Annotated in this window: 23 protein-coding genes, 1 tRNA gene and 1 other annotated feature; of the genes, 2 read left to right on the forward strand and 22 right to left on the reverse strand. The window is 40.2% G+C overall.

What is annotated here, in order from left to right; genetic code table 11:
- Positions 1–24 precede the first annotated feature (24 nt).
- From ABID56_RS09370 to ABID56_RS09440, 15 genes are all read right to left on the reverse strand, one after another.
- Positions 25–534: a type 1 glutamine amidotransferase domain-containing protein gene (locus ABID56_RS09370; protein ID WP_354220527.1), complete on the reverse strand. Its 510-nt coding sequence runs from the start codon at positions 532–534 to the stop codon at positions 25–27.
- An 80-nt stretch (positions 535–614) separates the two neighbouring features.
- Positions 615–1,928, reverse strand: coding sequence for a lysine N(6)-hydroxylase/L-ornithine N(5)-oxygenase family protein (locus ABID56_RS09375; protein ID WP_354220529.1), 1,314 nt, complete (start codon positions 1,926–1,928; stop codon positions 615–617).
- Positions 1,929–2,064: 136 nt separating this feature from the next.
- Positions 2,065–3,786, reverse strand: coding sequence for an acetate--CoA ligase (gene acsA / locus ABID56_RS09380; protein WP_354220531.1), 1,722 nt, complete (start codon positions 3,784–3,786; stop codon positions 2,065–2,067).
- 440 nt (positions 3,787–4,226) lie between these two features.
- Positions 4,227–4,529, reverse strand: a complete 303-nt coding sequence (locus tag ABID56_RS09385) for a rhodanese-like domain-containing protein (protein ID WP_354220533.1) — start codon at positions 4,527–4,529, stop codon at positions 4,227–4,229.
- A 136-nt stretch (positions 4,530–4,665) separates the two neighbouring features.
- Positions 4,666–5,022 (reverse strand): YidH family protein, encoded by a 357-nt coding sequence (locus tag ABID56_RS09390; RefSeq protein ID WP_354220535.1) that lies wholly within the window; start codon positions 5,020–5,022, stop codon positions 4,666–4,668.
- 122 nt (positions 5,023–5,144) lie between these two features.
- Complete coding sequence (locus ABID56_RS09395; protein WP_354220537.1) at positions 5,145–5,927, reverse strand: sulfite exporter TauE/SafE family protein; 783 nt, start codon at positions 5,925–5,927, stop codon at positions 5,145–5,147.
- 64 nt (positions 5,928–5,991) lie between these two features.
- Positions 5,992–7,659, reverse strand: a complete 1,668-nt coding sequence (locus tag ABID56_RS09400; RefSeq protein ID WP_354220539.1) for a SulP family inorganic anion transporter — start codon at positions 7,657–7,659, stop codon at positions 5,992–5,994.
- Between the two features lie 71 nt (positions 7,660–7,730).
- The gene (locus ABID56_RS09405; protein ID WP_354220541.1) at positions 7,731–8,861 is read right to left on the reverse strand and encodes an MBL fold metallo-hydrolase; all 1,131 of its coding nucleotides are present in this window, start codon (positions 8,859–8,861) and stop codon (positions 7,731–7,733) included.
- Between the two features lie 35 nt (positions 8,862–8,896).
- Entirely contained in the window at positions 8,897–9,466 is a 570-nt protein-coding gene (locus ABID56_RS09410) for a sulfurtransferase TusA family protein (RefSeq protein WP_354220543.1), read from the reverse strand.
- A 21-nt stretch (positions 9,467–9,487) separates the two neighbouring features.
- Positions 9,488–9,784, reverse strand: coding sequence for a rhodanese-like domain-containing protein (locus ABID56_RS09415; RefSeq protein WP_354220545.1), 297 nt, complete (start codon positions 9,782–9,784; stop codon positions 9,488–9,490).
- A gap of 73 nt (positions 9,785–9,857) precedes the next feature.
- Complete coding sequence (locus ABID56_RS09420) at positions 9,858–10,337, reverse strand: DsrE/DsrF/DrsH-like family protein (RefSeq protein WP_354220547.1); 480 nt, start codon at positions 10,335–10,337, stop codon at positions 9,858–9,860.
- A gap of 56 nt (positions 10,338–10,393) precedes the next feature.
- Complete coding sequence (locus tag ABID56_RS09425) at positions 10,394–10,621, reverse strand: sulfurtransferase TusA family protein (protein WP_354220549.1); 228 nt, start codon at positions 10,619–10,621, stop codon at positions 10,394–10,396.
- A 70-nt stretch (positions 10,622–10,691) separates the two neighbouring features.
- Positions 10,692–10,919, reverse strand: a complete 228-nt coding sequence (locus ABID56_RS09430; protein WP_354220551.1) for a sulfurtransferase TusA family protein — start codon at positions 10,917–10,919, stop codon at positions 10,692–10,694.
- A 98-nt stretch (positions 10,920–11,017) separates the two neighbouring features.
- The gene (locus tag ABID56_RS09435) at positions 11,018–11,278 is read right to left on the reverse strand and encodes a metal-sensitive transcriptional regulator (protein WP_354220553.1); all 261 of its coding nucleotides are present in this window, start codon (positions 11,276–11,278) and stop codon (positions 11,018–11,020) included.
- A gap of 247 nt (positions 11,279–11,525) precedes the next feature.
- A complete protein-coding gene (locus tag ABID56_RS09440) occupies positions 11,526–12,080 on the reverse strand; it encodes a CotY/CotZ family spore coat protein (protein ID WP_354220555.1) in 555 nt (184 codons plus the stop codon).
- A 174-nt stretch (positions 12,081–12,254) separates the two neighbouring features.
- On the opposite strand from ABID56_RS09440, the gene ABID56_RS09445 reads away from it, so the two are divergent.
- Positions 12,255–12,902, forward strand: coding sequence for a deoxynucleoside kinase (locus ABID56_RS09445; RefSeq protein WP_354220557.1), 648 nt, complete (start codon positions 12,255–12,257; stop codon positions 12,900–12,902).
- Positions 12,899–13,570 (forward strand): deoxynucleoside kinase, encoded by a 672-nt coding sequence (locus ABID56_RS09450; protein ID WP_354220559.1) that lies wholly within the window; start codon positions 12,899–12,901, stop codon positions 13,568–13,570. The genes ABID56_RS09445 and ABID56_RS09450 overlap by 4 nt, the downstream gene beginning before the upstream one ends.
- A 39-nt stretch (positions 13,571–13,609) precedes the next feature.
- Here the strand turns inward: ABID56_RS09450 and ABID56_RS09455 are convergent, their stop codons facing one another.
- From ABID56_RS09455 to ABID56_RS09485, 7 genes are all read right to left on the reverse strand, one after another.
- Complete coding sequence (locus tag ABID56_RS09455; protein ID WP_354220561.1) at positions 13,610–14,005, reverse strand: bactofilin family protein; 396 nt, start codon at positions 14,003–14,005, stop codon at positions 13,610–13,612.
- A 14-nt stretch (positions 14,006–14,019) separates the two neighbouring features.
- The gene (locus ABID56_RS09460) at positions 14,020–14,952 is read right to left on the reverse strand and encodes a M23 family metallopeptidase (protein WP_354220563.1); all 933 of its coding nucleotides are present in this window, start codon (positions 14,950–14,952) and stop codon (positions 14,020–14,022) included.
- Positions 14,953–15,062: 110 nt separating this feature from the next.
- Positions 15,063–15,155, reverse strand: a tRNA-Ser gene (locus tag ABID56_RS09465).
- Positions 15,156–15,713: 558 nt separating this feature from the next.
- Entirely contained in the window at positions 15,714–16,991 is a 1,278-nt protein-coding gene (serS, locus tag ABID56_RS09470) for a serine--tRNA ligase (protein WP_354220565.1), read from the reverse strand.
- Between the two features lie 78 nt (positions 16,992–17,069).
- Positions 17,070–17,280: a binding site (T-box leader), on the reverse strand.
- Positions 17,281–17,315: 35 nt separating this feature from the next.
- Complete coding sequence (gene pdxT / locus ABID56_RS09475) at positions 17,316–17,903, reverse strand: pyridoxal 5'-phosphate synthase glutaminase subunit PdxT (protein ID WP_354220567.1); 588 nt, start codon at positions 17,901–17,903, stop codon at positions 17,316–17,318.
- A 12-nt stretch (positions 17,904–17,915) separates the two neighbouring features.
- Positions 17,916–18,800, reverse strand: a complete 885-nt coding sequence (gene pdxS / locus ABID56_RS09480; protein ID WP_354220569.1) for a pyridoxal 5'-phosphate synthase lyase subunit PdxS — start codon at positions 18,798–18,800, stop codon at positions 17,916–17,918.
- 28 nt (positions 18,801–18,828) lie between these two features.
- Entirely contained in the window at positions 18,829–20,151 is a 1,323-nt protein-coding gene (locus tag ABID56_RS09485) for a serine hydrolase (RefSeq protein ID WP_354220571.1), read from the reverse strand.
- Positions 20,152–20,223 lie beyond the last annotated feature (72 nt).

Genomic DNA, 20,223 nt, shown 5'->3' on the forward strand with positions numbered 1-20,223 from the left:
GACTGTGAGCTAGACTCATCTAGCTCACAGTTGTTTTAATGATTCTCGATTAAAATCAGTTAAATCACTTGGATAACGGCTCGTCACCAAATTGTCGCATACAACAACAGGCTGGTCATGATAAATTGCACCTGCATTTTCTAAATCAACGACAATTGAGTCATAACCTGTCACACGACGATCCTTTAAAACTTTTGCCGTAATTAACAGTTGTGGCCCGTGACAAATCGCAAACACTGGTTTTGCTTGATCCATAAAATGACGCACAAACTGGACAAATCGGTCGTCAGCTCGCAATCGGTCTGGTGAAAAGCCTCCAGGGATCAGTAACGCGTCAAATAGGTCTGGGGATACGTCATCAATACCATGGTCAATCGCCACTTCAACTTCTCCACGCTTCCCTTTCACTACTTGCCCGCTCACTTTCTCAATCGTTTCGACCGAATGACCTGCCTCACGAAAGGCGTAGGCTGGTTCGGTATACTCGCGGTCTTCGAAGTCATTCGTCATGAGACACGCAATACGCTTGAACACAGCGAACTCCTCCTTAACCTATTTATATGAGTTAGTGATACTATTCCCGCTACCTTCAAAAACAAATCATCTACCAATGGTTATTCATAGCGAAACTGTTGAAAAATTGAATGATCCTGCGCTTTATACACTGGTCGACCTACGATATCATTTATAATTTCCATATTACGTTGAACGGATAATCCCAAGTTCGTCGCCGCTGTTCCGTGTGAATGATCCAAGTTAGTCACGACATAAAACTGATGATCACGGTCGTCGTTAAATTGCAGGCGATATTCTCGTGTTAAATCATACATCCATTTATCTTTATTTTCCCATTGGACTTGATCGTCAAAACGGTCGATAAACCACTGCGGAATATCCGGTTTATACCCCGTTGCGAGGACGACTTTTTCCGTCTCATAGTTAAATGATTGTTCTTGTTGCCATTGACGACAGGCTAATTCATACTTTCCGTTTTTCGGTTTGATGTCATTGACTTCCGTTAACGGTTGAATAGTAACTTGCGGGTCTGTTTCACCAATCGATAAATTATATAATAAATGATAGATATGATCCAACGTCTTCACATCTACACCGTTACGTAACGGATCTAACGTTTCTAATGTATTCATGCGTTTATCAAAATCTAATTGATGAAAATAATCCACGTACTTCGGCGAGAAAAACTCCTGTCCAATACTGGCTGCTTCGAGCTGAAAAATCCCTTTACTTCGCGTAAACCAGGTTAAATGAAACGAATAATTTTTCCGTTCTTGTAGTAAATCATTAAAGACTTCTGCTGCACTTTGACCTGAACCGACCACCATCACATGGTCAGACTTCAATAATTCATCTTTATGTTCTAAATATTGACTCGTATGCAACACATCTTCTTCGGGCAAATCATCTGAGGCACTGAGAACAAGCGGTTTTGACCCTGTTGCCATCACAACATGCTTGGCATAATAATGTGATTGTTCACCGCTCTCAACATCTTCGACGACGACTTCATAATGAGGTTCAGGGGCGTCTTGATGATCAATCACATCAACCACGCGATGCCCGTAATAAAGGCCATTAATCTGAGCCGCTGCCCACTGTAAGTAATCATTATATTCTTGACGCGGAATTTCTAGTCGATGATAAAAGAAAAATTTATAAAGTCGTTCATGGTCATGCAAATAATTTAAAAACGAATAGCGATTGGTTGGATCTGCGAATGTCACCAGGTCCGCTAAAAACGATACTTGTAAATCCATCCCGTCAATCAGCATACCTGGATGCCAATTCATTTTCGGCGTTTCATCGAAAAAGATTCGATCAACGTCATCTAGATCTTCAGTTAATGCGGCTAAGCCTAAGTTGAAAGGTCCAATACCAACACCAATAAAAGTGTAAAGTTTATCATCCATTAAGATCACCTTTTTCTATTGTGTAGTCTGTACTTATTTAAGTTTCCTATTTTGTGGGAATCTAAACTTGTTTTATATGAAAAAGCGCAGCACTCAACTTCATGTTCGAGTACTGCGCTTTTATTAAAATCAGTAATTATTCTTCCAACGTCGACGTATCGCCTTCTGGTAGGCCTAGTTCACGCGATTTAAGGAGTCTACGCATAATCTTACCACTACGTGTTTTCGGAATGGCATCCGTTACTTGAATTTCGCGTGGGGCTGCATGGGCTGCGAACCCTTTCTTCACGAATTGACGGATATCTTCTAATAAGTCTTCCGATTCTTCATAACCGTCGTTAAGCGCAACAAACGCTTTAATGATCTCACCGCGTTCAGGGTCAGGTTTACCGATGACACCCGCTTCAGCGACAGCTTCATGTTCGATTAATTTACTTTCGACTTCAAATGGTCCGACACGTTCACCCGATGTATTAATGACATCATCTAAACGGCCCTGGAACCAGAAATAGCCATCTTCATCTTTATAAGCACTATCACCAGACACGTACCAACCGTTTAAGAAATAACTTTCGAATTTCTCAGGACGTTTCCAAATGGCACGCATTTGGGATGGCCAGCCCGCTTTAATCGCCAGGTTACCCATTTGGTTTGGAGGCAATTCTTCACCTTGGTCATCCACAATCGCTGCGGTTACACCTGGAATCGGTTTACCCATCGAGCCAGGGCGAATATCCATCGTTGGATAATTACAGATCAATTGCGCACCCGTTTCGGTCATCCACCACGTATCGTGAATCCGTAAATTAAAGGCTTTTTTGCCCCAATGAATGACTTCTGGATTTAACGGTTCACCGACACTTAAAATATGACGCACACTGTCTAATTTAAAATCATCTACAATCTCTTTACCTGAACTCATTAACTTACGGAATGCGGTTGGCGCAGAATACCATACGGAAATTTGGTAATCATCTAATGTTCCGTACCATGCCTCTGGACTAAAACGACCACCAACAACGACGTTCGTCACCCCGTTTAACCACGGCGCAAAGATACCATAGCTCGTGCCTGTTACCCAACCTGGGTCAGCGGTGCACCAATATACATCATCCTCTTGTAAATCGAGCACCCATTTACCCGTTTGATAATGTTGGATCATCGCATTATGAACGTGATAAACCCCTTTTGGTTTACCTGTTGAACCTGATGTATAGTGAATCACCATACCGTCTTCTAAATCGACCCATTCAAGATCGAATGATTCACTCGCTTTTGCCATCTCTTGATGATAATCAATATAACCATCTGGAATGTCACTTGAATCACCAACTAAGACGACTTTCTTTAAGTCAGGCAATTGATCTTCGGGTACGCGTGATAATAATTCAGGCGTCGTAATGAGCATAACCGCTTCACTATCTTCCAAACGGTCTTGTACCGCCTGCTCCATAAATGCTTCAAACAACGGACCAGCAATGGCACCGACTTTCAAAACACCTAAGAAGCTCGCGTAAAATTCAGGCGATCTCGGCATGAATAAAAACACGCGATCACCCTTCTCAATGCCTTGATCTTTTAACACATTCGCAAACTGATTACTTTGTTTTTTCAACTGATCAAATGTTAACGATTCTTTACGGTCAGGTGAGACGTATTGTAACGCGACCTGATCTTTTTTATAGGGATTTTCAGCATGACGATCGACCGCTTCATATGCGATATTTACTTTCCCTGTTTCATTCCAAGTGAAGTTCTGTTTCGCTTCATCCCAGCTGAAGTTTTGGTATGTTTCTTCATAATTGTTTAAGTTGTGTTGTTTGTTACTACCTTTTAAAACGTTTTCACTCATGACCATCACCTCATTCGAATTGTTGTCAAACTTATTTAATTGTTTAAAAATTCTGTACTAATATTGTATATGAAATCGCTTTATATTAAAAGTGATGAACTTGAAATCGCCTAATTTTTTGCATAAGGGATGTTATAGATGATCATAGTGACTTAACTAATGAAACAACCACAACCTTACAATAGGCATAATCCAAATTAAAGAGAGCAGAGTTATGATTATCCCCACTCTCAATCTTTGCACGCAAACTGCTTTAAAAATAAAATTCCTTTAGAATTGATAATTTAAAATCCGTATCACTATATATTGTTAGCGGAAAGTAATTAAAAACAAGTTAATAAAATTAAGTGATCTAGTAAATATGCGAAATTAAAGAACAAACTAAAAAAAGCACTCACACATCAAACGTGTGAGTGCTTTGTAATAGGTTAGCCCGCTTCAAATATTTACGACCGCTCTACCGTACCATTCCAATCAAGCATGCCACCCACCATATTCTTCGCGTTAAAGCCATGTTGCTCAAGGTATTGAACGGCTTTACCACTGCGATTACCTGAGCGGCAAATGACGACATGCTCTTGGTCTTGACTTAACTCGTCTTTGCGTTCTTCTAACGAACCTAGTGGGATATGTTTGATACCAGGGATATGTCCTTGTTCAATTTCTTCTGGTTCGCGAACATCGAGTAAATTAACATCCTCTTTATTTTCAAGTAATTGTTTCACTTCGTCTGTTGTAATTTCATTCATCGATAACGCCTCGCTTTCTTAAATTAATGTCCCTTATAATATACCATACCGATCTGTTTAATCACCAATTAAACGTGTAAGCCTATCCAATATAAAAAAGTCACCCCATACAAACAGTATGAGATGACTCTATAACTTAGTATAAATAAAAGTAAGCGAAAAACAGACCAGCCATCACAAGCATTAAAGCTGAAATTAACCAAACGAGGTGAAGGGCAGATGTGAATGTTTGTTGGTTGATTTGTTTTTTCTTACGGACGTAATGAATGGTTGAGAAGATAATAGCGATCAGCCCAATTAGAACAGACAAAACCCCAATCATTTCAACAAGCTGATCCGACCGTCCATTCATATTAGCATTCGTCGAAAAATGAATATTCACGATTAAAAAGCCAATCCCCATAATAGCAAGTGCTGTTCGAATCCAGGCTAAATACGTTCGTTCATTTGCTAAGTGTTGTTGAATATATTTTGAGTCTTCGGTTTCGTTCATTTATACCATCCTTCCGAATCGTACATCGTTTGTTATGTATTCTAAAGATGACGCCTTTAGCATGTCATGCACAATTTCAAGCTATACAAAAACTCACCTTTAATGAGGTGAGTTTCATTATATCATAGAAAATCGAGCCAGATTTTAATAGCTGATGCCAAAATTAAAACTGATAAAATACCTTGTAATAATTTCGTATTAATCTTCTTACCAGCATTTGCACCTAATGGCGATGCAATTAAGCTTGCTACAATCATAATAATAGCAGGAATCAATAAGACTTGTCCTGTCATTAATTTACCAGTCGTGGCACCGATTGAAGAAATAAACGTGATCGCGAGTGACGAGGCAATCGTCATGCGAGTTGGTATTTTTAATACTAATAACATGATTGGCACTAACACAAATGCACCGGCAGCACCGACAATACCAGCACCAACACCGACGATAAAGGCTAATGTTGCGGCTAATGTTTTATTAAATGTCACTTGGTCAAATGATTGATCGTCGACACCTTTCTTAGGCATAAACATCATGACAACAGCGACTGTCGCTAGTAAAGCATAAACAAAATTCACTTCATCTTCTGATAAGAACCGAGAACCAAAACCACCGACAAAACTACCGATTAAAATACTGATACCCATGTAAATAATGAGTTCTTTGTTCAAGTAGCCACCTTTTCGATAAGCCCAAACACCGCCGATTGTGGCGAAGAAAACCTGAACAGCACTAATTCCGGATACTTCATGGGAAGTAAATGCCGCAAACCCTAATAATGGTGGGATATATAATAGCATAGGATATTTAACAATTGAGCCACCTATACCGACCATACCCGATATAAAAGAGCCTAAAAAACCAATTAAAAAGATAATAAGCATAAATAGTAAGCTATATTCCATTTTGAACACCTCCTAGGGTATTATAATGTTGAAAAATAAAAAGAGGGACAAATGCTCTCCCTCTTTAACTATTGGATTGTTGGTCTAACGATTGATCAATCGATAAATATTGAATACGATCCTCATATCGATCGAACCAACCCGCTTTCGCAACTAAATCTTTGATCGGACCTTTCATATTTGCAATATGAATTTCTACTCCATAATCATCATACTCTTGCATCAATTGATCAAGCTCATCAACAGCAACAGCATCCATGTCATTGACAGGGGCAAAATCTAGAATGATTCGTTTCGTGTCAGGCTTGTCTTCTGTTAATTGCTCTAATTTATTTTCTAAAAAGGCAATGTTCGCGAAATACAAGGCCTCATCGACACGGAAAATAATCGTATTATCGAATGTTTTCGCATTCGGATAACGATCGACATTACGATAAACGCCTTCATCTTCTAAATAACCCAATTCCGCTGAGTGCGGGTAAGCACTGCGCCAAATAAAGACGATGAGTGACGTCGCAATACCGACTAAAATACCTGTTTCAATATTCGTTAATAATGTGGCAGCAAACGTGATGACTAACGTCCAACCATCAATTTGACGAATCTTGAATAGGTGAACCGCTTCTTTCACGTCAACTAACGAATAAACAGCTACCATAATAATTGCTGCTAATGTTGCTTGTGGTAAATAATAAAACCAATCCGTAAAGAAAATAAGTGTAATAATGATCAAGACAGCTGTAAATATACTCGCCATTCCTGTACGTGCACCTGCTTGATAGTTAACCGCTGTACGCGAGAAACCACCTGTGACAGGAAACGCTGAGAAGAATGAACCAATGATATTAGCTACACCAAGTCCATTAAGCTCTTGGTTTGAATTAATTTTATAGCCTTCTTTTGACGCGACTTTTTTCGCGACAGCAACGGATTCCATGAAACCGACAAAAGAAATCGTTAAAGCAATTGGAAGTAACTGTGTAATTGAATTCCAATCGATTGCCGGCATTGTTAACGTTGGTAAACCAGACGGTACATTACCGACAATCGCAACACCTTGATTGTGTAAGTTAAAGCCATAAACAGCTAAACTCGTTACGACAACAACGACCAATGGGCCAGGGATTTTCGGAACATACTTCTTAAACACAACTAAAATGAGAATACTCGCTAGACCGAGACCTAATGTATAACCATGAACTGCATTTAAATTCATAACTGCTTCAGCTAATAATCCAACGACGTTCGCATCACTCGGTAGTTCAATCCCTAACAGATCGCTTAATTGTGATAAACCAATAATGATTGCCGCAGCTGATGTAAAACCACTAATGACGGCATGTGATAAGAAATTAACTAAAAAGCCGAGTCTGAACAGCCCCATCGCTAGTTGAATCACACCAACCATTAACGCAAGTAATAACGCATACGATACGAACTGATCGCTACCTGGTTCAGCTAATGCTGAAACCCCGGTATAAACTAATAACGACACCATCGCCACTGGTCCGACAGCGAGCTGTCTTGATGAACCAAATAAGGCATATATAATTAATGGAATGGTTGACGCATATAGACCAATGACAGGTGGTAGACCAGCAAGCATCGCATAAGCCATACCTTGAGGAATTAACATGATTGCTACGATTAAACCAGCGATGATATCCGCTTTAAAATCCATGCCATTGTAGCGTTTTAACCAATCAACTGATGGTACATATTTACTTAACATGACTTCACCCTCTTATATGGGCAAAATTTAAGAAGGAGCTGAAAACGCCCCTTCTTAAATGAGCCTATTTTTTATCTTACTGCACAACGGTTAGGGCCAATTTCCATTTCACGTTGTTCTTCAAGCTCTGGCGTTTCTTTCCCCATGTTCGTAAAACGAATCTTTTGGTGAGAGTTTGGTTGTGGTGGTAAGTTTTCTGTTACCATTTTACGGAACTCTTCTGAATCGTCTACTTGAAGACCATCGTTTTGTTCGAATAATACACCTAATTTTTCTTGGACTGAGCCATCTTCATTCAATTCGTTCTTGAATGAGAAGTGTGCTGGTAGAACGATTAGATCGTTTGATAGTTCTTTATAACGCTCATATAGTGTTGTACGTAAATCGCCTACCCAATCGTCTGCTTTACCAGCTAAGTCTGGGCGACCGATTGATTCGATGAAAAGAATGTCACCTGTCATCAAGTATTGGTCGTCAACAACGAATGATGTTGAACCAATTGTGTGACCTGGTGTGTAAAGTGCTTGAACGTCGATCTTAGATGAACCAACTGTCACTTCATCTTGGTCTTGAATTGGTGTGTAATCGAATTGTACTTCTTCCGCATCTTTCGGTGGTAGATAGTAAGTTGCACCTGTTTTCTCAGCGATCGTACGGCCACCAGAAATGTGGTCTGCGTGTAAGTGCGTATCGAATACGTGCTTGATCGTCGCACCTTTTTGCTCAGCGAAGTTAATATACGTATCAACCATACGTGTCGCGTCGATTAACGCCGCTTCACCTTCAGAGATGATCATATATGATAGGCAACCTTTACCTAAGCGTACGAACTGATACAGCTCACCGCCACCTTCTAAATCGCCTAATTTAACTGGCTCTAGGTGTTCACTCCACGCTTTCATACCGCCTTCTACGGAATAAATGTTGTTAAAGCCTTCGTCAGCTAGTTGTTCAGCAACAAACTGTGACGAACCACCTTTTGCACAAATAACCGCCACATCTTTGTCTTCTGGAATGTCGTCTTTGATTGGCTCCACGCCATCAATTAGATCGAAATATGGTTTGTTTAAATAGTCAAAGCTGTCACTTTCAACTTTCCAATCTTCGAAATCTTCTTCGTTACGAACGTCTAATAAGAATAAGTTTTCTTGATTCATCACTTTTTTCGCTAATTGATCAACTGTAATTGTTTCAAAACCCATGATTCAATACCTCCCCAAAATTTAAAGTTTATTTTTTATTGCTCTAATTCGCCGTCCCATTCACTCATGCCAGGGACTACGTTAGTCACGTTGTTATAGCCTTTTTCAGACAATGTCTTCGCTGCCATATCACTACGGTTACCAGTACGGCATACGACATAAATATTGTCGTTTTGATCTAATTCATCTAAACGGTTTTCTAAATCACCAAGTGGAATGGATTTCGCACCTGGGATGTGTCCAAATGCATACTCTGCTGATTCACGCACGTCAACAACCGTCACATTTCCTGAGTCTAGCTGCTCTTTTAACTGTTCATTATTGACAACATTATCAAATGATTTTTCACTGTCTTCGCTTTCATCATCTGACGCTTTGCGTAAATAGTGCTTTAATGTGTCACCTTCTTCATCCGTTCCTAAATACTGATGACCCGCGCGTTCTGCCCACGCTTTAATATCTGCCTTTGAACCTGGGTCAGTCGCTTCAACTAGCAGCACTTGACCTGCTTCAACATTTTCAATTTCTTTTTTCGTCTTCACAATCGGCATTGGACACGCTAACCCTTTCGCGTCCAACACGTGATCCGTTTTAATCTCTTTCATCACACAATCCCTCCTTAAGTATTATTCAGTCGGTCCGTCCCAAGCTAACATGCCGCCGACCATATTTTGTACATTATAACCACGTTCTTTTAAAAACTGTGTCGCTTTACCACTACGGCCACCTGAACGGCAAACCATAATATATTCTTCATTTTTATCTAATTCATTCTCACGGAATTCTAATAAGCCGAGTGGAATGTTTGTCGCACCTGGAATATGACCTTGCGCTACTTCATCTGTTTCACGCACATCGATTAACTTCACATCTTTATCTTGTTCTAATAAATCCTTCACTTCATCTGTTGTGATCTCTTTCATAATTTATCCTCACTTTCGCCCATGTTCATCTATAGTATCATTCATTTACTTGCATTCATGCACTTATTATCAATTAGATGAATAGGTTAACTGCGCCGTCTTCACCTTCAGCGATATATGCAGCCACGCCACCTAATTCGATACCATCCATAAGCTCTTCTTCTTTAATACCGAGAAGATCCATTGTCATCGTACACGCTAGTAACGTGACGTCTTGTTCTTTCGCCATATCAATTAAGTCTTCAACTGGCATCGCATTGTGCTTCTTCATGACACTTTTGATCATTTTCGGCCCCATACCAGCAAAGTGCATTTTCGATAATGGTAAGTTTTTAGCGCCACGTGGCATCATTTTGCCGAACATTTTCTCCATGAATGATTTTTGTGGGCGTAGCTTTTCGTCTTTTCTTAATGCGTTTAATCCCCAAAACGTATGGAAGATTGTCACTTCATGATCATAAGCAGCTGCACCGTTCGCGATAATGTAAGCTGCCATCGCTTTATCGTATTCTCCACTAAATAAAATGATATTTGTCTTTTTCTTTTCAGCCATTCTAAAACCTCCTGCAATTTTTCATACCGGTTAGGGTATATGATTCTGTAAATTTTTTAGCCTTTCTTCACGTAAAAGGTATAAACACCGTTTTCTTCTTTAGAATCAACAAGCTCGTGACCTGATGATTTCGTCCATGCCGTTAAATCGCTTTTCGCTCCTGCGTCTGTTGCTTGAACTTCTAAAATTTCACCTGTATTTACATCTTCAATCGCTTTCTTCGTCTTTACGATTGGCATTGGGCATGCTAAACCTGTTGCGTCTAATGTTTTTGCGATTTCCATTTTGAAAATCCTCCTTCATTTTTAATCATGACTTATTAATGATGTAACCTTTTCGATCAATTATTAAACATTAACCTTTTTTAACGTAGAACGTATAAACGCCGTTGTCTTCTTTTGAATCAACTAGTTCATGACCTGATGATTTCGTCCATGCTGTTAAGTCACTTTTCGCTCCTGCGTCTGTTGCTTGAACTTCTAAAATCTCACCTGTATTCACATCTTCGATTGCTTTCTTTGTCTTCACGATTGGCATTGGGCATGCTAAACCTGTTGCATCTAATATTTTTGCGATTTCCATTTGAAAATCCTCCTTAAAATTTGTTTTTCATCCGATACCCTAAGGGGTATATTAAACGGTGAAATATATTTTGTCAACACTTCGATTTCGTTTTTTAATTAGCGGCTTTTAACGAGTAGATTGACCGCTTCTTTGACACGTTCGTCCGTATCTTCACCAGACGCTTCAGCATCGCGTACGCATTCAATTAAGTTCTCACTCACGACAACACCGATTGTGCGGTCGATTGCGGTGCGGCTTGCTGACAGTTGGTTGATCACTTCTTGGCAATCTTCGCCTTCTTCCATCATACGTAGGACACCACGTAACTGACCTTCTAGGCGCTTAATTCTATTTTTAACTTTTGCATCGTATTCCATGGTCATAACCTCCTTCTATCTATACGCTTGAAAAGTTGTTGTTTGACGTTACATTCGTAATTATATACCCCTGCAGGTATTTTGTCAAACATATGCATGAAATTTTTTAAACGTTGATTTCATGCGTTCTCATAAGGTTAGTCTTTGATTGATCATCTAAATCATGCACGATTATATAATACCCCCTTGTGTATAAAATGAAACATAAAAAAACGGTTGGCATCAATTGATACCAACCGTTTTACTATTAAGAATGTGAAGATCCGCAGTTATGACCATTGGAAGCGTTAAAATCAGAAACCGGTAGTGCGCGTACTGGTTCAAGGCAGGCAATGCCGACAAAGTCACATAAATCGACTTTGACACAAATACCGGTACGTTGTAAGTTGCGAATTGAGTTGCCAGGGAAGTAGTTACACACATCATGCCCCCCGGGGCCTGGTGTTGATCCACCTTCAGTGACTGGTAATAATAACTCTAAATCGGCACAGCAGTCTTTATGAATTTTGCTGACACGGAAAATTGGCGATTCAAAGCATTGGAAGGTACGATTATTACCGGCAGTTGCTTGTAAAACACCGTTACCGACAAACGGACGACACGATCCTTTACAGTATAAGATAAACGGCACCGTATCATTTCCTGACGTTGTCGTTGGTGATAATAAATCATCGATCGACTGCTTACAACCGACTTCACAACCAGGTGTTTCAACTGCATCTTGGGCATCAGCTATTTTGCGTACAGTTTTACATACGCATTTTGAATCTTTACAATCTAATTCGTTGCAATCATCCCACATATTTATTCACCCCTTTTCGTTTCGATATTATAGAGTATGTTGTCGACTTATTTATGTATAGGTGCTTGATAAGAGTATGAGGATTTTTTCATTGAATTCGATGCCCAACTAGTCATTAAAATTTGATATGATGGATAACAGTAGTCGAACTATGTCACGAATGGAGGAATCTCAGTGAGCTCAGAACAGACACCGTTCATCGCTGTTGAAGGACCAATTGGCGTTGGCAAAACGTCTTTGTCTAATAAAATTGCAACGCACTTTTATTTTCATTTATTAAAAGAAATCGTCGAGGAAAATCCGTTTTTAGGGAAATTCTACGATAATATCGAAGAGTGGAGTTTTCAAACGGAGATGTTTTTCTTATGCAATCGGTTTAAACAACTCGAAGATATTGAGAAGCATTATTTAAATGAAGGAAAGCCTGTCGTATCGGATTATCATATTATGAAAAACATGATTTTCGCGAAACGTACACTTAAGCCAGAACAATATAAGAAGTATGAGCAAATCTTTGATATTTTAACGACGGATTTAGCCAAGCCGAATGTCATGATCTACATTCATGCCAGTCTGGATACGTTATTAAAGCGAATCGAAAAACGTGGCCGTGAAGTCGAACAAAATATTCAAGCCGATTATTTACAACAATTATCCGATGATTATGAAGCATTTATGAACCATTTCGAACAACAAAATCCAGATATCCCGGTCATCCGTATTAATGGCGATGAAGTTGATTTTATAGAACATCAATCGGATCTAGACGATATCTTAACAACCATTAAAGAACATATTAATAAAGGAGAAGTCATCTCATGAGCAACATTAATCAATACGGCATTCCGAAAGATGCAGTCATTACCGTAGCAGGAACGGTCGGCGTCGGCAAATCGACAATGACGAAAACATTAGCCAATGCGATCGGTTTCCGTACATCTTATGAAAAGGTCGAAAACAACCCTTATTTAGATAAGTTTTATAACGATTTCGAACGTTGGAGTTTTCACCTGCAAATTTACTTTTTAGCTGAACGATTTAAAGAACAAAAACGCATTTTCGAATACGGGGGTGGGTTCATTCAAGACCGTTCCGTTTATGAAGATACAGGGATCTTTGCGAAAATGCACTATGATAAAGGGACGATGACACCGACAGATTACAATACGTATAAACATTTATTCGATTCGATGGTGATGACTCCTTATTTCCCTCATCCAGACTTACTTATTTATTTAGAGGGACCGTTTGAAGATGTCTTAGATCGAATTAAAAACCGCGGACGTGAAATGGAGCAAGAAACGCCAGTTGATTATTGGCGCGAAATGTACGACCGGTATGAAGAATGGATTAATAACTTCAATACATGCCCTGTGATGCGAATTAACATCAATGATTACGATCTCTTAAATCCAGATACGTCAGTCGAACCCATTCTCGAACGCATCGGTAATCATATTCAAACATCTAGACAATATATTAAATCATAATCAAAAGGCGCTATACGTTAGTCGACGTATAGCGCCTTTTTATGAAGCATGTTCCGTTTCATCTTGGTTTTGTGATTGGTTTGACGACTGATGATCTCGCATATGGCTATGGCCGGTAAAGCGACCACCTTCTTCAATGACGAATACCCCCATGGTGATATCGCCATCGACGACACCTGTTGATTGGATCGTTAAGGTGCCTGACGCGTGGACATTTCCGTGAATATGACCGGACACCGTCACATCACGACCATGAACATCTGCTTCAAGATGGCCACTTGCTCCTACTTCTAAATCGCCTTCACAATAAATATCACCTTTAAGCGATCCATCAATACGCACGCTTGCTTGTGACTTAATTTGCCCTTCAACTGACGTTCCAGCACCAATGACAGTATCGACTTGGCTCACTTGTTTATCTTGTTTCGAAAACATTCACTCTACCACCTTTAGTCATTTAATACACGTTGTAAAAACGTCATATAAGGATACGGATCAATCGTTTCCCCGTTATTAAATACTTCATAATGTAAATGAACCCCTGTACTGCGTCCTGTTGAGCCCATAAGGCCAATAAGATCACCTTGTTCAACCGATTGGCCCTCTTCGACATCTATATCAGCTAAATGAGCGTATTTCGTTTCATAAGTATTAGGGTGATCAATTTCGACCGATAAGCCATAACCACCATCACGACCAGCTAATGTGACGGTCCCATCAGCTGCTGCATAAATTTCTGTGCCCCAGTCATCTGCCAAGTCCAATCCACTATGAAACGATTCTGCATATGTAAAAGGATCTTCTCGCGTGCCAAATTCTGATGTAATTCGATCGGTATCAGCTGGCCATTCAATCGGAACCGTTTTTAAATCTGAACGCACCTCATCTAATTCCGACACTGCCTTTTCATAACGTTCGAGTAATGAAGAACCCGTATCAGATAAACGAGCTAATTCAATTGTTTCTGAATTCTCCTCGTGAGTTGATTCGTTAATCGCTAACTCGATACCACCTTGGGGACCATCCTCATCGACGGGTGGAATATCCGACGGTTCTAATGCCGTAATCATTTCACTGATTTGTGTTTCTAGTTGGGATAATTCAACTAAATCCGATTCAATTTTCTCATGTTCTTCTTCAAACGTTTCAATGTTGGTTCGTTGTGCTGTAATCGTTCCTTCTTGTTCGTTAATTTTCTCTTGTAACGCTTGATTGTCAGCTGATAATTGGTTGAGCATCGTGAGGGTCACTGTGACACTCACAGCTAAGACAAACACAATGGCAATCGCACTGAAAGCGACTATTTTATGTAGTGAAAAACGTTTTACCTGCTGATCGGTTTCAGACATGATTAAAATACGCCAACGATGATGCCGCTTCATACCAAACGAAACCTACCTTTAATCATAAAATATTGTTAGAATTTTCTTTCAACTTATAATGATATAAAAAAAATGGCTACGTTAATGTAACCACTGGCTTAAAATAATTATGGCGGAGGAGGAGGGATTCGAACCCCCGCGGGGCGTAAACCCCCTGGCGGTTTTCAAGACCGCTCCCTTCAGCCAGACTTGGGTACTCCTCCGTGAACTCACAAAACAAAATATATCACATGGTTCGACGTTATGCAAGGTGTTTTGTGAAAAAGTTTTATATTTTTTATCTTGCCGTCTTTATGACGCATTTCGTCGACCAACGATTGTTAGTATACCACAGCTTCTAAATAATTATAAAGAGGAAATTCAAAAAAATCTTAGCGAAATTTATATTCTTAATGTTCTAACAAATTAGGAAGGTGATAGAGTTTTGTTGAACGATTTATAGAACAAATAAAGAGCTTGAGACAAAAAACCTCATAAAAGAAAACCCGAACGTTTTATTGAAAAATAAAACGTTCGGGTTTTCTGCTTGAATCTCGCTCCATCAAAACGCTTCGCTTTCCGCGGGCACGACTCAAGCCTCCTCAGCCCAAAAGCGGGGCTTGTGGGATCTTGAGACTCGTGCTGTTCCCGCAGGAGTCTGCGCATTTTGATTCCGCTTCATAAGTGCTTAACTGTTATGGCGCTCAAACATTCGTCTTTTGAACAATTGAATATACTTCTGTCCCAGCCTCTGATCATTCACCATCTGTAGTTTAAGTTAATTATTGACCAATGCGTTCCACATTGCCCATATAAGGCTTCAATACCTCTGGAACCGTAACAGAGCCATCGTCGTTTTGATAGTTCTCTAAAATAGCTGCAACTGTTCGACCAACAGCGACGCCAGAACCATTTAAAGTATGCATGTATTCTGGCTTACCATTTGCTTCACGACGAAAACGTAAACCGGCACGTCTCGCTTGGAAGTCTTCAAAGTTCGAACAAGATGAAATTTCGCGATACGTTTCATAACTCGGGATCCATACTTCGATATCGTATTTCTTAGCCGCTGTGAAGCCTAAATCACCTGTACACATATTCATGACACGGTACGGTAATTTTAGTTGCTGTAAGACTTCTTCTGCGTCGTTTGTGAGCGACTCTAACGTGTCATAAGATTCTTCAGGTTTTACAAGTTGAACGAGTTCGACTTTATTGAATTGGTGCTGACGAATTAATCCACGTGTATCACGGCCAGCTGAGCCCGCTTCACTCCTGAAGTTTGTACTAAACGCTGTGAATTTCTTCGGCAGGTCGTCACCCGATAAGATCTCATCACGATGATAGTTTGTCACAGGCACTTCTGCTGTCGGAATTAAGAAATAATCCCATTCTTCTAGTTTGAACACATCTTCTCCAAACTTCGGAAGCTGACCTGTTCCGGTTAGACTATCACGATTAACGATTTGTGGTGGCATCATTTCTTCATATCCGTGACGATCAGCATGCAAGTCCATCATAAAGTTAATTAATGCGCGTTCTAAGCGAGCGCCAAGCCCTTTGTAAAATGCAAAACGGCTACCCGTTACTTTTGAGGCGCGTTCAAAATCAATAATGCCTAACTCATCAGCAACATCCCAATGGGGTTTTACATCAAAATCAAATGTCGGCACCTCGCCCCACTGTCTCACTTCAACATTGTCGTCTTCTGTTTCACCAATTGGGACTGACTCATGTGGCACATTTGGAATCGAAAGCATTAACTGATTTAATTTCGTCTCAACTTCATTGAGTTCATTGTCGATCTCTTTAATGCGATCGCCGACTTCACGCATTTCTTGAATTAAATGATCCGCATCTTCTTTGTTTTTCTTCAGCTGCGAAATTTCTTTTGAAACCTCATTACGGCGCGCCTTTAATTCTTCAGATTCTTGGATGTAGCGACGACGCTTTTCGTCCCAATCAAGAAATTGATCAAGATCCGTTAAATCTTCTCCTCGGTTTTGCATCTTTTGTTTCACGTCATCAAAATTGTCTCGTAAAAACTTCATGTCTAACATTGCAAAGACCTCCTTCGTTTTATAACCCTATTGATTTTGTTTGGGCAAATAAAAAACGCCCCTTTACTACTGATGCAGTAAAGGGACGAGTTGAACCCGCGTTGCCACCCTTGTTGAAGGTTTACCTTCCAACTTTGACAGTGGTAACGGTACTGTTTCCGGGTTCGCTTACTTTATTTCGGCTCACCTGCTCCAGGATGGATTCACAGACGGTTTATACTAGTTCACAGCAACCACTAGCTCTCTGAGATAAACGCAATCTGTTACTAAGTCCTTTCGGTGCATTTCAAACGTATTGTTATAGCCATTAATATACCTTATCTGTTAAACAGATGCAAGTTTTGATTGTTCCACCATATCGATAAAATAAGCCATAAGGCGATGATCATCCGTTAATTCTGGGTGAAAAGCGGTGGCTAAATAATGATCTTGTTTCGCAGCGACGATTTTGTCATCATAAGTCGCTAACACCTCTGTATCATTCCCGACTTCCATAATAAAAGGTGCACGAATAAACACAGCCTCAAAATCCTCTGCAACCCCTTTTATATCAAGCGGTGCTTCAAAACTTTGTTTCTGACGACCAAATGCGTTACGGGCAACGGTCATATTCATTAAACCTAAATGGTTGTCGGCATCGTTTTCAATTTGTGTTGCAAGTAAAATAAGACCCGCACACGTCCCGAACATCGGTTTACCTGCTTGACCAAATTGTACGAGCGCATCGAAAAATTCATACCGATCGATTAAACGGCGCATCGTCGTGCTTTCGCCACCTGGTAACACTAAACCATCAATATCGCTTAATTGTTCTGTCTTTTTAATCAGTACAGCATCGTGACCACAAGCTTCAATCGATTTCATATGTTCTCGAAAAGCGCCTTGCAATCCTAATACTCCAATTGTAGCCATGATAATTCCCCTTTATTCACTACGATCTTGCATACGATCATAGCCTTCAAGCGTTGACGTTTCAAGACCTGGCATTGCTGTCCCAAGATCTTTAGACAGTTTTGCGATTAGTTCATAGTCTTGATAATGTGTTGTTGCCTCAACGATTGAGCGTGCGAATTTCTCTGGATTATTTGATTTGAAAATACCAGATCCGACAAACACACCATCAGCTCCTAATTCCATCATAAGCGCCGCGTCAGACGGTGTTGCAATACCACCTGCTGCAAAGTTGACGACTGGCAGACGACCCTCTTCTTGGACTTGTAATAGTAACTCATACGGAGCGCCAGTTTCTTTTGCATAGACCATTAATTCGTCCTTCGCCATACTCTGTACCTGACGAATTTGCGTCTGAACTTCACGCATGTGACGAACCGCTTCAACGATATTTCCTGTGCCTGGCTCACCTTTCGTCCGTAACATCGATGCCCCTTCGCCAATACGGCGTAACGCTTCACCTAAGTTACGGCAACCACATACGAATGGAACCGTGTAGTCATTTTTATCAATGTGATAAATATCATCTGCTGGCGTTAACACTTCACTTTCGTCAATGTAATCTGCTCCCATCGCTTCAAGGACACGAGCTTCAACAATATGACCAATACGTGCTTTAGCCATCACAGGAATGCTCACAGCGTTTAACACTTCTTCCGTTACAGTAGGATCAGCCATGCGAGCGACACCACCTGCTGCACGAATATCAGATGGCACACGTTCTAACGCCATAACAGCGACTGCCCCTGCGTTTTCAGCAATTTTAGCCTGCTCAGCATTGATGACGTCCATAATGACGCCACCTTTTTGCATCTCTGCCATTCCTCGTTTCACACGATCTGTACCGACTTTTGACATACCTTACTCCCCCTAGATAATTTATCTATTAAACAAAAATCCCTTTAATACTGTTAAATAAACCGACGAAGAAATCGCCAATCGCTTGTAGCATCAACATGAACCAATTTGATTTTTCAACGCCATTTGATGTCACAACTGGAACAGATGTCGTTTCTTCTTCTGATACAATATTACCATAATCAAGCTCTCCGTCATATGTTAACACTAATTCACCGACTTCTAAACCATCTTCAACCAGCGCTTCAATCGCCCCATCATCATTTAAAACCTCATCATTAATGTTATAACTAACAGAATATAGATCTTCTTCACCTTCACGAACGATTGTCTCAATCGGTTCACTTGAAGCAATCTCGACTTCGTTTTCTTTACCTTTTACGACAGGCAACGTCGACTCATCTTCAATTTGATGCCCCGCTTCAAACAATGTTTCACGTGAAAAATGACTAAAACCGTAATCTAATAGTTTCTGCGTTTCAGAAAAACGCTCTTCCACACTATTCGTTCGCATCACAACGGAAATTAAACGCGTACCATCGCGTTTCGCCGTCCCAGTAAACGTGTATCCCGCTAAATCCGTATGACCCGTTTTAAGACCATCCAAACCGTCATACGTGTACTGTGCAATATGTCCTGGCATTCCTGGGAGCATCCAGTTCCAGTTTAACATTTCATTGCCTTCGAACTCCTGCGTTGGCACACTTGATACTTCTAATGCTTCAGGATAATCCTTAATCAAATGATAAGCGAGCTTCGCCATCGACCTTGCTGAAATTAAGTTATTATCATCAGGGTTTGTCCCTTCAGGATAATTCTCACCAAGACTACTATTATTCAACCCAGTCGAGTTCACAAATTGAGCATCTTGTAAGCCCATCTCCTCTGCTTTCTCATTCATCATTTTCACAAATTCGCCTTCAGAACCAGCAATTAATTCAGCTAATGCAATCGACGTCGCATTGTCAGAGTTAATTGCCATGGCATCATATAATTCTTTCACTGTATATTCATGATCTAATCGTAATCCAACACCTGAAAACGCATTATTAGCTGAAATAGAATACGCATACTCACTTATTTCTGTTGTCGTATCCCAGCTAATTTCGCCATTTTCGATCGCTTCCCACACTAAATATTCTGTCATGACTTTTGTCATACTAGCTGGTGGAAGGGCGACATCCGAACTTTTCTCAAATAATATATCGCCTGTTTCAGCATCGACTAAAATCGCTGATTCAGCATCCACGTTAACTTCAGCATGTGCAGTCGTTACGCCCATAAACAGTGTACTAACCATAAACACTAGTATGACAGCGAGGCGTACTAAGTATCTCTTTGTTTGTGTCATTCTCGTTCCCCCATATGTTATTCATTCTATTAATCTCAGTATTCGACGGTTCTTATTATACAATATTTTCAG

This window comes from Alkalibacillus flavidus, assembly GCF_040545925.1.
GTDB classification, from domain to species: Bacteria; Bacillota; Bacilli; order Bacillales; family Alkalibacillaceae; genus Alkalibacillus; species Alkalibacillus flavidus.